We start from the raw sequence: 14741 nt of genomic DNA on the forward strand, positions 1-14741 counted from the left end.
TATAGAAATAATCACTTCTGGAGAGGTACTAATATTGATCCTTCCATAATTCTTCTGGCACTTCGACTCATCATAACTTTTCTAACAGACCAGCCCGCTTCTGTTTGTTTAGAATCAGCACCTACAACTAATGAACCAGACGGATGCCCAAATCTAATTTCAGACATTGTGCGCCCTAATATATTACTGACAATTGTTCCAGGAATCGAAGCTGCCGTTGCTATCGCAACAGCTCCAGTACCAGTCATAGCATGATGCAATTTTCCCATAGAGAGAATTCGGGCTAAAATATCAATGTCTTCTTTTTGTATTTCTTTGCCATCTGATGTCTTGTAGTCTGCTTGTTCTCCAAAGAAAGCAATTTTCGGCGTATGCTGCCGGTGACTGCTTATAAATTCAACACTATTGCCTAACCCCATTGCTACAGCTCCATGGGCACGAATCATTTCTAATTGAGTAAGCAGTTCTTGGTTTTCATTGATATCTTTTTGCAATTCTTTACCTGTTAAACCTAGTGAGGAAGCTGCGATAAAAATAGCAGGATTCCCTGCATTTAACAATGTCACTTCTATTTCACCTATTTCAGGAATTTGGAGGCGATCTATCACGTTTCCAGTTGGCAGCATGCATCCTCCTTCACCTGACTCTCCATCACTTCCGCCTGGTTCAATAAACTCTAGCTTAATCTCAGCTGCAGGAAAAGCGACACCATCAAGTACAAACTCGCCAAGCTCCTGAACTTCTCCATTTTGCACGGGAACATGTGCTATTATTTTTTTGCCGATATTTTCTTGCCAAATGTTAACTGTTGCTATTCCGTTATATGGAGCATCTATTAAACCTTTAGATATTGCAAAAGGACCCACAGCAGACGTAAGGTTTCCACAATTACCGCTCCAGTCAACCAATGGTTTTCCAATAGCTACTTGACCGAATCTATAATTAACATCACAACCAGGTCTGTTGCTTTTTGAAATAATAACAACCTTACTCGTACTTGAAGTAGCTCCTCCCATTCCATCTATTTGCTGTCCATAAGGATCAGGACTACCAATACAGCGCAATAAAACTTCATCAAGTATGTTTGGATCATCTGGTAAATTTTCTTTAAGAAAAAAAACCCCTTTGCTAGTTCCCCCACGCATATAAACTGCAGGAATTTCCACCTGTTTTCCCGATGTACTCACTTGCATTACTCCTTTCATGTATTCTTACTTCTGTTCTTAATAGAAAATTATAGGTTAGTTTTTATTATTAAGAAAATATCTATATTTGATCGTTAAACATTTGATATTGTTATATCTGACTGCAAATGAGAATCAATAAGCAATGCAATATCAAACTTAATTTTGTTCTATTATGAAGCTTGTCTAAAGGAAATACGGGGGGGGGCAGAGACTTAACTAAACTTTCAACGAACCATCTTCATCGCTAAACATTAATTATAATTTTTATAAAAAAAGGAATGTCAGGCTAAGGACAATCCTTTCTAGGAAATTTTAAAATGAATATTGCCTAGCTATAACCATAAAAATAATCATTTTAAACCTGAACTTTGTAATAACTCTTCATATTGCTCAGTTTCTTCCTTATAGAACTCTAAAGTTTCACTGCTATCCTTGTAAAATGAATCCCAACCATTATTTTCCAAAACCTTTTTCCATGAATCTGTCTCTACCAATTCAGCCAGCAAGTTATCCCAAAATTCAACTTCCTGATCTGACATATTCGGACCAGCAGTAATTCCTCTCCATTTGGCAAAAATCGCGTCCACACCTTCTTCTTTCCAGGTTGGAACATCCTCCACTCCTTCTACTCGCTCTTCAGCTGAAACGACTACAATGTCAACCATATCTGCTTTGGCCTGCTCGGATGCCTCAGATACTGAAGTAGAACCGATATCAACATGTCCACCTGACAAAGCTGTAATTAAATCTCCACCACTTTCGTAAACTAAAAATTGAAGTTTATCTGTCTCAACGCCAGAAATCATCGCTGCTTCAACAAATGAAAGGTGGTCATCACTCCCCAGTCCAGATGCAATTCCGATCTTTAATGAAGTTGGGTCTTCTTTTAATTTATTCATAATCTCTTCCCCAGTTTTTACCTTAGATCCTTTTGGAACAACTACTGCTTGCCACTCAGTTGTTAAAGTTGCTAACGGTATAAAACTTTCATAATTCAGGTCACTTTTTTCAAGTAAATAATTACTTATTAAAAGACTCGAATCGAGGCCGATTGTATGGCCGCCTTTGTCACTTAAATATTGTCTACCTATTTCCCCTGCTCCGCCTGGCTTATTAATAACGGTAATTGGCACATCGATAAGACCTTCATCTTGTAAAGCCTTTTGTAATGCACGCATTGTTCCATCAGCCGCTCCGCCTGGTGAGAACCCAACAACAAACTCAATTGGCCCTGTAGGATATTCTCCTCCATTACCTGCTGAACTTGAAGAACAGGCTGAAAGGATCATGGTAAATAGAAGAACTACAATTAAACAAGCACTCTTTTTCATATCTATTCACTCCTTATCATTTATTAAAATCTTTAGAGATTCGTTATTCGATAAGCTAAAAAGTTTTCACCCCCCATTTGGAATCGCTTCCAATTAAGGATATTATAAATTAATAATATTCAGAAATATAATAAGTCTTTTTTATGGTGAAAAATAACTTAAGATTATGAATATGTTAGAAACTCTAAATGGAGGGGGTTCTTGCAGGTTTTTAAGCTTTTTGATAAGGGTTGTTTTGTACTATAGTTATCATTTCGCAGCTTCCTTTCTTATTTGGTCTGCTGCAGTAACTTTAATAAATATAGAATTGATCATGAACTTAGATTAATAGAAGGAGATAAATCCATTTATTTTAAAGTTTTATCTCCTAATAGAAATAGAATGGACTCTTTCCAAACTACACTTCTTCAATATTAAGACTATCTATAAACTCAACAAAAGCGCTTACTAATTTTAAATTTAATGTTTCTTCATGGTAAATCATCCAAGAGTCTCGAACAATTTTTTCTCCTTTATGGTCTGTGAGTTCCATTGTATAAAAATCATTCGTACCTTTTAATACATATCCTGGCATAATTGCATAGCCTAATCCGTTTAAAATCATCTCTTTACACGTATCCGATCGATCCACAGTCATGCTAACAAGTGGAGGAACTGAAAAATGATTGCTCCACCATGTATCAATCATTTCCTTTAACTTTGTATCACTTTTATAATCAATTCTTGGAAGTTTAGGCAAGTCTTCCATTTTAATTTCTTTTTTTGATACTAACAATAGCGATTCATGCAGCAAAAGGCGCTTCCCGCCACTCCACTTGTAATCCCCTCTTATTAACCCAATATGTACATCTTGTTTTACCAGCACTTGATAAATTTGCTCACTCCAGCCGGTTACTACATGAAATTCAACATCTGGATACTTATCCTTAAATAGTTTTAATAAAATAGGAAGCTTAATTCTAGAAAATAAAAAAGATGAACCAATTCTCAGCGTACCTGTAACTTTATCATCCATGTTCGAAATATGATCGTTTATATCCTGAAGCTTATTTAACATCTCGTCAGCACATTTCACAAGATATTCTCCTTGTGGAGTAAAATGAACACCTCTTCTGCCGCGATGTACAATTTGAACACCAAAACTTTGCTCCATCTGCTGTAATCGTTTAGTAAGTGCAGGTTGTGATATATGCATTAAGATAGCAGTTTTTGTAATATTTTTTTGTTCATATAAAACTTTTAAGATGGTCCAGTCTCGAAAATCCATTATAAGCACCTCCATAGATACCAACATATTATTAAGCAAGACAGTTTTTTCAAATAACATAAATAATTGGGACGTTTAGTTAGTTTAATTAGTCTATAAATATCAAACATGGCTGTTTTGAAACAAAAAAAGGATGGTTTCACCAGTTTTATTAACTAGTAAAACCATACTATTATTATGAAAAATACAAGATAGCTTCCTCAATCTATTTTGTCTTCAGTAATATTAAAATTAAAAGTATTAAAGCTTCAGTTTTAATCCTTCATGAGTTGGAACAAATCCTAATCGTTCATAAAACCTTAATGCATCAGGTCTTGTTTTATCTGTTGTCAATTGTATTAGATGGCAGCCTCGTTCTTTTGCTCGGTGAATTGCCCATTTTATTAAATCAGAACCCACTCCTCTGCCCCTTACAGAACCAGCAGTTCTAACTCCTTCAATTGTAGCTCTCCAGCTGCCTTGATGTGTTATGTAAGGTGTGAAGGTAATTTGCTGAACTCCAATAACTTTTCCACCCTCACATGCGACTATTAATTCGTTATTAGGGTCTGAAGTGATAGCTTCAAATGCTTTTATATAACTAGTAGGCAATGGATTTTCATGCCGTTCACGCTGACTTCCCAGAAAATCATCTGCTAGCATAGCAACAATACTATCTAAATCTTTTTGGACTGCAATTCGAAAGGTAATTTCTGTCTCCAATTAGATCTCTCCCCGTAATTTACATTTGTAATTAACCTATCAATTAGTGCTTCTTATGTGCGGCTAGTTTTTTGAGATTAAAGATGAATTCCGCCCTCGTCAATTGGGTCTTTTCTTAATTACCCAAAATACCATTTCAAAGCATTTCTATATAATATCTTATCCGCACTTTTTTCATCAAAAAGGTTTTGGATCAATTCTATATCATCATATTCAAAAGGTCTTTTCGCCCGTGTTGAAGGCAAATCTGTGCCAAACATTAGTGCATCTGGATTGGTTTCAAATATAGTTTTTAATGCATTTTTAACATCCAATTCAACACGGCCGAATCCTGTTGCTTTAACATGTACCCCTTTGTCTACTAATTTTAATAGATGAGGAAGGCCTTCTTCAGACAAACCTAAATGGTCAATTGAAATTGCTGGTAATTTCTCAATCGTTGATGCAATATCAGGCAGTTCTTTGGCATCAATATAAAGTTCACTATGCCACCCTGCCAAATCATATACTCTTCTAGCGAAATGATCGAGCTTTGAAAGATCTTCAGAGCCACCTCGTTTAATATTAAACCGAAGTGCTCTTACACCACTTTTATGTAGATTTAAAATTTCATCATCGGTCACCGTAAAGGGAAGCTGTGTAACACCACAGAAAGCTGGACCCATTTGTTTAAGAGCCTTCATTAAATATTGCTGATCAAATCCCTGAAATGATCCTGATACAATCGCCCCTCCGCCTATATTCAAGTTAGCAGTCTCATTTAAGTAATCGTCTGCAACATAGCTTGGTGGTGTGTACCCTTGGTTCTCAATAATCGGAAACTCAAAATCAATTATATGAAAATGCGCATCAAAAATTTTCATTACAGATCCCCTTTCTTTTTTATAACATATCAAAAACTTGACATCAGTGGAATACTAATTATTAGCCTTGATAAATATGTAAATAGTAGTTTTTATGTGTAGTATTCTCATTTGCCTACTTTAATGATTAAAATTTCGTCCTTATTAAAAGTAGAAATTAATTACAAGTAGTATTTAAATATTAATAACTATAAGGTTGCATTCAGGAAAATTCATAAGCTTTATTTATGGATTGCCATAATTTTTTTTGAATTATCCAATAGATTTTAACCTGTTATAATGAAAAATAATTACTTAGGGGGTACAAAAGTTGAAAGCTATTTTACAGAATGAATACGGTGAAGTAAATGTTTTAACTTACGCAGATGTTGAGATCCCTTCTATTGAAAAGAACGAGCTTTTGATTAAAGCCGCTTACACAAGTGTTAACTATGCAGATATTAAAAAACGAATTGGATAAAAAGGCAAAGGAAATTTTCCTTTAATGCTAGGATTAGATGTATCAGGTACTGTTGAGAAGGCACCTGAAAATTCCACATTTTCACCAGGAGACCGAGTAGTTGCTTTTCCTAAAAATGGTTCGTATGCTGAGTACGTTGTGGCTAATGAGAATTTAGTTTTTAAAATACCAGATGCCCTTTCGATGGAACAGGCAGCAGCAATGCCAACGGTTTCTTTCTTATCATATATTCTTATCTTTGAAATTGGCCAAGTAAAACCAACAGATACGATTATTGTACACAGTGCAGCTGGTGGTGTTGGGTCCATATTAATTCAATTAGCTAAAATAGCAAATGTTTCAAAGATTATTGGTACAGTTGGCTCTCTGGAGAAGGAGTCCTATGTTTTGGGTTTAGGTGCTGATTTTGTATACACATATGACACATTCTCTAAAGAAGTTTTAAAACTGACCAACAATATAGGTGCTAATGTCATTTTTGATTCCTGTGCAGGAAATATAACGAGCAAGAGCTTAGAATGTTTAGCCTATTATGGAAATCTTGTTCAGTTTGGTAACAGTACTGGTAAAACAGGAAACATGTCAACAAGTGATGTTCATAGCAGTTGCAGAACAATTAGCGGTTTTAGTTTGGGTACAACACGAAAATTTCATCCTGAACGATTAAGGGCTATTGCAGATAACGTAATTGAATTATTTAGTTCAGGAAAAGTATCCCTCCCAGTTGCACAAGTTTTTGATTTAAAAGATGCTAGGCTTGCTCATGCACTAATTGAAAGTCGAAATTATAAAGGGAAAATTCTAATTAAAATGTGAAGCATACTTTTCTGCTATGCTCATTTGTGTATAATGAAGTATCAAAATGAAGCCAGTGAGATTTTACATGAAGTAAAATCTCACTGGCTATCATTTTAGAGGGACGATATTGTTACAACTCAACATATATTATTTTGAAATTAATGAGTTTTGCAACTTTCGTATAGTCCTTTTTCATGTAGAACTTTAATTAATGTTTCTCCCATTACAGATGGAGTTTCTGCTACTGAAATACCGCAGCTTTCCATTACGCTAACTTTTTCAGCTGCAGTTCCTTTTCCACCCGAAATAATAGCTCCGGCATGACCCATACGCTTTCCTGGTGGTGCTGTTCTACCACCAATAAAGCCTACGATAGGTTTATTCATATTCTCTTTTGCCCAAAGTGCTGCTTCTTCCTCAGCAGTACCGCCAATTTCACCAATCATAATTACAGCATAAGTATCTGGATCCTCATTAAATGCTTTTAATACATCAATAAAATCAGTACCGTTTACTGGATCTCCACCAATTCCAACTGCTGTAGACTGTCCAATGCCAGCCTCACTTAATTGATGTACAGCCTCATATGTTAATGTTCCTGAACGTGAAACAACGCCAACGTGACCTTTTTTGTGGATATAACCTGGCATAATACCGATCTTACATTCTTCTGGGCTGATCACGCCAGGACAGTTTGGTCCGATTAAACGTGTTTTCTTGCCCTCCATGTAGCGCTTCACTTTAACCATATCCAACACAGGAATATGTTCAGTTATACAAATAACAAGATCAAGCTCAGAATCAACAGCTTCCATAATTGCATCTGCTGCAAATGGTGCAGGTACATAAATAACTGAAACTGTAGCGCCAGTTTCTTTTACAGCATCCTCAACAGTATTAAAAACCTTAACACCTTCTACTTCTGTTCCGCCCTTACCTGGTGTCACCCCACCAACGATAGCTGTTCCATACTCCAACATTTGTTTTGTATGAAATAAAGCAGTAGAACCTGTAATTCCTTGTACAATGACTTTTGTTTGCTTATCAATAAAGATACTCACTTGCAGATCTCCTTCCTAATTATGCTACTTAGCCTTCCATTTTTCAGCGTACTTGTTCTACGATTTTCTGCGCTCCATCTGCCATGGAATCCGCAGAAATAATATCAATGTCTGCTTCTGCAAGAATTTGCTTACCTTCCTTAACGTTCGTACCTTCAAGTCTTACTACAAGCGGTACATTCAGCCCAACTTGCTTAGCGGCCTCTACCACACCATTCGCAATAATGTCACATTTCATAATTCCGCCAAAAATATTTACAAAAATACCTTTTACATTTTGGTCGGATAAAATAATTTTGAATGCCTCAGTAACTTTTTCCGCTGTAGCACCGCCCCCAACATCAAGGAAGTTAGCCGGGTCTCCGCCATAGTGCTTGATAATATCCATTGTCGCCATTGCCAAGCCTGCACCATTAACCATACAGCCGATATTTCCAGTTAAAGAAATATAACTTAAGTCATATTTAGATGCTTCAATTTCTTTTTGATCTTCTTCATCAAAATCTCTTAGTTCTAAAATATCTTTTTGACGGAACAATCCGTTGCCATCAAAATTCAGTTTAGCATCTAAAGCCATAACCTTATCATCACCTGTTACAACTAGAGGGTTGATTTCAGCGATTGAACAGTCTTTATCGATGTAAACCTTATAAAGTCCCATCATAAATTTTACAGCTTGTCTCACTAGCTTTGCCGGAATATTGATGTTAAAAGCAAGTCTGTTTGCCTGAAACGCTGTTAAACCAACAACAGGGTCAATAACTTCTTTAAAGATTTTTTCTGGCGTCTCTTCTGCTACTTCCTCAATATCCATTCCGCCTTCTTCAGATGCCATTAATACCACTCTTGAAGTTGCGCGATCTTGAACAAGACCAATATAATATTCCTTCCGGATGTCGCAGCCCTCTTCAACTAGAAGACGGTTTACTACTTTTCCTTCAGGACCAGTTTGATGAGTAACGAGTGTTTTTCCGAGTAATTCTTCAGCATATTGGCGAACTTCTTCAATGCTCTTAGCAATTTTTACTCCGCCTGCTTTACCTCTTCCACCTGCATGGATTTGCGCTTTAACAACATAAACACCTTGCTGAAGTGATTCAGCTGCTTTCACAGCCTCGTCAGCAGTAAAAGCTGCGTGTCCATTTGGAACAGCTACTCCATATTGCCTAAGAATTTCTTTTCCTTGATACTCATGAATATTCATGACTTTCCTCCCTCAATCTTTGTAAGAAAATTAGAAAATTTGTATGTTGCAGCTAGAGATAAAATTCCCCAAATTAAAGCACCATTTATCATGTAACGGCGTTTTAATTCCTTTTTTTACTGCATATATATTCATCATCCTAGTGTAAGGACATTTCAAACTATAGTCTGGTGATACCTTACACTAGGCTTAATGATTCAAAGAATCTTATGCTTCTAATAAAAATTTCTCAGGGTCTTCAAGCAATTCTTTAATACGCACCAAGAACCCTACTGCTTCTTTTCCATCAACAATTCGGTGGTCATATGATAATGCAATATACATCATTGGACGGATCTCAACTGTTTCCCGATCCACTGCAACAGGACGATATTGAATCGTGTGCATCCCAAGAATACCTACTTGTGGAGCATTTAGAATCGGCGTGGATAATAAGGATCCAAATGTGCCGCCGTTAGTAATAGTAAATGAACCGCCTTGAAGGTCTGAAAGTGCAAGCTTAGAATCTCTAGCTTTCAATGCTAGTCTACCAATCTCTTTTTCAATATCGGCAAATCCTAGGCGATCCGCATCTCTTACAACCGGAACAACTAATCCGTCATTCGTAGATACAGCAACACCGATGTCGTAGAACTTCTTGATAACCAATTCGTTGCCTTGGATTTCGGCATTTAATAATGGATATTTCTTTAAGGCACTAACAACAGCTTTTGTAAAGAAGGACATAAATCCTAGCTTCACATCATGCTCAGCCAAGAAGTCATCCTTTCTCTTCTTGCGCAATTCCATTACTGCTGTTAAATCTACTTCATTAAAAGTAGTTAAGATTGCAGCAGTTTGCTGAACTTCAACAAGGTTTTTCGCAATGGTTGCTCTGCGGCGAGTCATTTTTTGTCTTTCAACCGGTTTTGCAGGGTTTTCTGCTGGTTTCTTTTCTTCCGAAGAACGACTTGATGCAGGAGCTGGACTTGGAGCTGTTCCAGCATTGGCAACATCTTGTTTACTTACTCTTCCCAGTGGATCTGCCACAGGTACCTGGCTCAAGTCAATCCCTCGCTCTCTAGCAAGCTTTCGTGCCGCTGGAGAAGCAGGATAGTCATGAGTAGCTGCCGGTGTTTGAGTTTGTTTTGGAGCTTCTGTTTTTGCTTCAGTCTTAGCTTCTTCTTTTGGTGCCTCAACTTTTGGTGCCTCAGCACTCTCAGCAGATCCTTCTTCTATCTGAGCGACTACTTCTCCAACTTGGACTGTGTCACCAGATGCTTTTATAGTATTTTGCAGAACTCCACTATGCTCAGCGATAATTTCTACATTTACCTTATCTGTTTCTAATTCTAATAAATAATCTCCCTTTTCAACTCGTTCACCTGGATTCTTGAGCCACTGTGCAATGGTACCTTCTGTGATTGATTCAGCTAATTCTGGAATAATTACGTCTGCCATTTCTTACACATCCTTTAATTGTTTATTTTCATATAACTTTGTTCTAATTTAGAACTATTGCTTAACTTTATCTTTAGAAGCTGCTGTCAAAGTTAAAACATTGTTAATAATTCTTTGTTGTTCTTTCTTATGAACAGCCGGGTCTCCTTCAGAAGGACTAGACATTTCTGGTCTTCCGTTATATTCAACCCTTAATTTATCAGGGAAAAGACCTTGTAATTTAGGTGCAATATAGCTCCATGCTCCCATGTTCTTTGGTTCTTCCTGTGTCCAGCTAACCTCTTTTACGTTTTTATATTTTGATAGGCATTCTAAAATTTGTTTTTCTGGGAATGGATATAATTCCTCTATACGGATAATTTGCAGCCATTCATATTGATCTTTCTTAGAAACTTGATCTGACAGTTCAACTGCCAATCTGCCTGAACAAATTACTATTTTTTCTACCTTTTCTAGGTTTGCTCCCAAATTAGGCTCTTCAATAATCGGATGAAATTCACCCGAAGTAAACTCGTTTAACTCAGCAGCTGCAGACTGATGACGTAATAAGCTTTTCGGCGTCATCAACACTAGTGGTTTAACTAAATCTGTGTTTAGAGTAGCAGCCTGTCTTCTTAAGAGATGAAAATATTGTGCTGAGGAAGACAGATTTGCTACACTCCAGTTGTTTTCAGCTGATAGCTGAAGATAACGCTCTAGTCTTGCACTTGAGTGCTCTGGTCCTTGCCCTTCATATCCATGTGGCAGAAGAAGGACTAGCCCAGAATTCTGCCCCCACTTCGCTTTAGCAGAGGATATAAATTGGTCTGCGATTACTTGAGCACAGTTAGCAAAATCGCCAAATTGCGCTTCCCACATTACCAGAGTTTCTGGTGCACCAAGATTATAACCATATTCAAAACCTAGTGTTGCTGTTTCAGTAAGTGTACTATTATGCACTGCAAAAGAAGCATTCGCTGAATCTATTTGGTGTAAAGTGCAATACTTATTTCCAGCTAATTCATCTGACAGGACAATATTACGATGTGAGAATGTCCCACGTTCAGAGTCCTGCCCTGTTAATCTGATTGGAATTCCATCTTTTATAATAGTCCCGTATGCTAAGGCTTCTGCATGAGACCAGTCGATTTTCGCTTTTTTCTCGAACACATCTAGACGACGCATTAAGATTTTCTCTAGTTTGCCGAACGTATTAAAATTCTCCGGCCATTTCAGCAAACTTTTGTTTATAGAAACTAAAGTCTCTGCCTCTACAGTTGTATCTATTTCTAAAAGTGCTTTTTCATTATAAACAACTTTTTCCTGCAATTCTGAAATATAAAGCGGTTCATCATGATCAGGACTCATTCTTTCAGCTGCGCCTTTAATTTCGGCCATCACTTCAGATTGAACTGCATTAATTTCATCCTCAGTAAAAGATTTTTCAGCTAACAATTGCTTTTTATATAATTCAGTTATGGTTGGATGACTGCGCACCAGCTGATAAATAAGCGGATTTGTTGCCATCGGTTCATCCATCTCATTATGGCCAAGTCTTCTGTAACCGATCAAATCTATCACTACATCTTTTCTAAACGCTTGACGGTAAGCAAATGCAAGCTTCATGACTCGTATGCATGCCTCTGGATCGTCTGCGTTAACATGAAATACAGGAACTCCATATCCCTTCGCTAAATCACTGGAATATAATGTAGATCGTGAATCTCTTCCTTCCGTTGTAAATCCAATTCGGTTGTTGGCAATGATATGCATAGTACCACCAGTTTGATATGCGTTTGTACCTGCAAAATTGAACATTTCAGCTACAACACCTTGACCAGCAAATGCTGCATCACCATGGATTAGAAGAGGGATTGCTTTAGACGTATCCTGCACAGGATACCCTTTTTGATCTCTATTTTCTTGTAAAGCTCTAACTACTCCCTCAACTACGGCTCCAGCATACTCCAAATGACTTGGATTGTAGGCAAGAGTAACATTAATTTGTCGGTCATCCACTATTCTCTTTTTCTTGCCACCCATATGATATTTTACATCTCCGGTGCTGCCGCTCGTTTCAAGATAATCTTCGCTTTCATTTAACCATTTAACATGTTGAAACTGTGAAAAAATGGCTTCATATGGTTTCTTAATAACATGTGCTAGTACATTTAATCTGCCTCGATGAGCCATAGAAATTGCGATATCTTCCACTTGTTCCTGAGCACTTAAGCTAACCAATTCCTCAATTGAAGGAATAAGCATTTCAAGACCTTCAACTGAAAAACGCTTCGCTCCAACATAAGTTCTATGAAGGTACTGTTCAAACCCTTCAGTTTCATATAGTTTTCTTAACAACTGTTTCTTTCTATCTACTGTAAGTACTTCTGCCTTTTCAATTTCGATTTGCTCAAGGAGCCATTCTCTTTCGCCTGGCTCAACATGAAGAACTTCATAACCAATTTTTCCAGTATAGATGGTTAACAGCTTCTGAATGGCTTCAAAACCGTCAGCGACTTCATCTTTCCATTCAGAGCAAATCAATTCTGATGGAACTTCTCTAACCGTTTCTTCTGTTAAACCATAGCGTTCTAATAAGAAAAGATCTTTATTTTCTCTATCTTCCAAAGGATAGATATCAGCTAATAAGTGTCCTCGCTCTCTAATATCTGCTGCAAGTTTTAACACAAGGCTGAGGTTCTTAAGGTTTTGAATAATTGATGCCTCAGATCCCTTTACCTCCTGCCGGCTACTAGCTTTTGGCTGTCCCCATTTAGCAAACAGTTCTGCCAGACTTTCATCTACTATTTCCGGGGATTGTAAATATAGATCATATTGTTCTAACAAATAGCCAAGGTTAGGTCCTGAAAACTCACTCCACGGACTTTGAAAGTTATTCATATATTTCACACATCCTTAACAATTTTTTCAGCTAAAAATAAAGTGTTCAAACCATTTTTACAATAATCCAACCCATTGCCAGTATGTCATACTAAAGACAACAATGAGAATGAAACCAATGATAGTTATCGGCAATCCAGGTTTTAACATATCTTTGGTTGTAAAGGCGCCTGTACCGTAGGCAAGCATATTTTGCGGTGCACTTACAGGCAGCAGGAATCCAAAACTGATAACAAATTGCTGAATTAACACAAGTCCTGGTCCGTTGAAAGTAGTCTCCATCGAAGCTACTAAAGCAATAACAATCGGTATGAAAGCCGAAGCAAGACTCGTCGCACTTGCAAATCCTAAATGGATAATGATATTAAACAAGGAAAGAATCATGATAATAACAATTAGTGGCTGATTCGTTAATCCTAGTGCACTAAACGTATTATCAGATAGCCATGCAGCACCTTGTGTTTCCAATAACACTGACCCTAGAGAAATACCTAGAGCGAAAACAACAAGCGTTCCCCATGGAATCTTACTTTCTACTTCCTTCCAAGAGTAAATCCCTATTTTCGGCATTAGCATAACAGTAACTGCGATGATAGTGATCGTTGTCGAATCAAGTGGATGTAAAACTCCTTCTGTTGACCAAAAAGCAAGAAGTAAGAGAGAAATGACGATTAACTTCCATTCTTTTAAAGTAATTTTTCCAAGATCTTTTAATTGTTTTCCAATAATCTCTTTACCATTTTCTAACTCGCTTACTTCAGGCTTGATCAACTTAACCATTAGAAAATACAGCACGATGGACATTAATATTGACCAAGGACCAGCATATAAGAGCCATTGTCCCCATGTAACAGTTGTGTCAAACGCATGTTCAATAAATCCTAGAGCTACCATGTTTTGAGCAGCAGAAGTCTTAATACTTATATTCCAAATCGAAATAGCTTGAACAGCTGTAACAAGCAATAAGGCTGCCAGTCGGCTTGTTTTAGCTAATTTAAATGCTGCTACAATACCGAGCAAGATTGGAATAATGGTACCTGCTCTTGCCGTTGCACTTGGTACGAATAATGCGAGTACAATACTGACAAGAATTGTACCAAACACTAAGCTATTGGTCTTGGTTCCCACTCTAGACATAATAAATAAGGCTAAACGCTTATGCAGACCAGTGATTTCCATTGCAGCAGCAATAAAGGTTGCTCCTGCAACAAGGCCAACAGCAGATGAACTAAAGCCAGATAGAGCTAATTTCAATCCGCCTCCTGTTGAATAGATTTGAGACGGATCCTCTACTGTCGGAGCAAGTCCGATAAATACGGCTATCAATGTCAAAATAATGGCTGCACTCACCGTATAAGATACTGCTTCAGTCATCCAAAGGATAACTGCTAAAGCAAGAATACCTAGTGCTATTTGACCAGCTACCGGTAAACCTTCCGGATTTGGAAGGAGTATAATAATCAGGAAAACGACGAAAGCAAGAATGACAAAATAATTTTTATTTATTTTCATAGGTTATTTCCCCTTATAAGACATAATATTCTACTG

At 37.2% G+C, this 14741-nt stretch carries 12 protein-coding genes; 2 read left to right on the top strand and 10 right to left on the bottom strand.

The window, feature by feature from the left end; all coding sequences use genetic code 11:
• Positions 1 to 11: 11 nt before the first annotated feature.
• From prpF to F7732_RS04235, 5 genes are all read right to left on the bottom strand, one after another.
• Complete coding sequence (prpF, locus tag F7732_RS04215; RefSeq protein ID WP_240056522.1) at positions 12 to 1187, bottom strand: 2-methylaconitate cis-trans isomerase PrpF; 1176 nt, start codon at positions 1185 to 1187, stop codon at positions 12 to 14.
• Between the two features lie 350 nt (positions 1188 to 1537).
• Positions 1538 to 2518, bottom strand: a complete 981-nt coding sequence (locus F7732_RS04220; RefSeq protein ID WP_151572383.1) for a tripartite tricarboxylate transporter substrate binding protein — start codon at positions 2516 to 2518, stop codon at positions 1538 to 1540.
• 397 nt (positions 2519 to 2915) lie between these two features.
• Entirely contained in the window at positions 2916 to 3785 is an 870-nt protein-coding gene (locus F7732_RS04225; protein WP_151572384.1) for a LysR family transcriptional regulator, read from the bottom strand.
• A 240-nt stretch (positions 3786 to 4025) separates the two neighbouring features.
• Positions 4026 to 4487, bottom strand: a complete 462-nt coding sequence (locus tag F7732_RS04230) for a GNAT family N-acetyltransferase (protein ID WP_151572385.1) — start codon at positions 4485 to 4487, stop codon at positions 4026 to 4028.
• A gap of 119 nt (positions 4488 to 4606) precedes the next feature.
• Positions 4607 to 5350, bottom strand: coding sequence for an amidohydrolase family protein (locus F7732_RS04235; RefSeq protein WP_151572386.1), 744 nt, complete (start codon positions 5348 to 5350; stop codon positions 4607 to 4609).
• A 310-nt stretch (positions 5351 to 5660) separates the two neighbouring features.
• Here F7732_RS04235 and F7732_RS22960 point away from each other — a divergent pair, with 310 nt between their 5' ends.
• Together F7732_RS22960 and F7732_RS04240 are read left to right on the top strand one after the other, a co-directional pair.
• Complete coding sequence (locus F7732_RS22960; protein ID WP_240056523.1) at positions 5661 to 5810, top strand: hypothetical protein; 150 nt, start codon at positions 5661 to 5663, stop codon at positions 5808 to 5810.
• Between the two features lie 24 nt (positions 5811 to 5834).
• Positions 5835 to 6626, top strand: a complete 792-nt coding sequence (locus tag F7732_RS04240) for a quinone oxidoreductase family protein (protein WP_240056524.1) — start codon at positions 5835 to 5837, stop codon at positions 6624 to 6626.
• Between the two features lie 140 nt (positions 6627 to 6766).
• Here F7732_RS04240 and sucD read toward each other — a convergent pair whose 3' ends face one another.
• The 5 genes from sucD to F7732_RS04265 form a co-directional block, all read right to left on the bottom strand.
• Entirely contained in the window at positions 6767 to 7669 is a 903-nt protein-coding gene (gene sucD / locus F7732_RS04245; RefSeq protein WP_151572387.1) for a succinate--CoA ligase subunit alpha, read from the bottom strand.
• A 43-nt stretch (positions 7670 to 7712) separates the two neighbouring features.
• The gene (gene sucC / locus F7732_RS04250) at positions 7713 to 8873 is read right to left on the bottom strand and encodes an ADP-forming succinate--CoA ligase subunit beta (protein ID WP_066445519.1); all 1161 of its coding nucleotides are present in this window, start codon (positions 8871 to 8873) and stop codon (positions 7713 to 7715) included.
• Positions 8874 to 9080: 207 nt separating this feature from the next.
• Positions 9081 to 10313: a 2-oxoglutarate dehydrogenase complex dihydrolipoyllysine-residue succinyltransferase gene (gene odhB, locus F7732_RS04255; RefSeq protein WP_151572388.1), complete on the bottom strand. Its 1233-nt coding sequence runs from the start codon at positions 10311 to 10313 to the stop codon at positions 9081 to 9083.
• Positions 10314 to 10367: 54 nt separating this feature from the next.
• On the bottom strand, positions 10368 to 13193 hold the full coding sequence (locus tag F7732_RS04260; protein WP_151572389.1) for a 2-oxoglutarate dehydrogenase E1 component: 2826 nt from the start codon (positions 13191 to 13193) through the stop codon (positions 10368 to 10370).
• Between the two features lie 57 nt (positions 13194 to 13250).
• Positions 13251 to 14705 (bottom strand): DASS family sodium-coupled anion symporter, encoded by a 1455-nt coding sequence (locus F7732_RS04265; RefSeq protein ID WP_151572390.1) that lies wholly within the window; start codon positions 14703 to 14705, stop codon positions 13251 to 13253.
• Positions 14706 to 14741: the final 36 nt, after the last annotated feature.

Source organism: Bacillus mesophilum, from assembly GCF_008923265.1.
Lineage (GTDB): Bacteria > Bacillota > Bacilli > Bacillales > Cytobacillaceae > Cytobacillus > Cytobacillus mesophilum.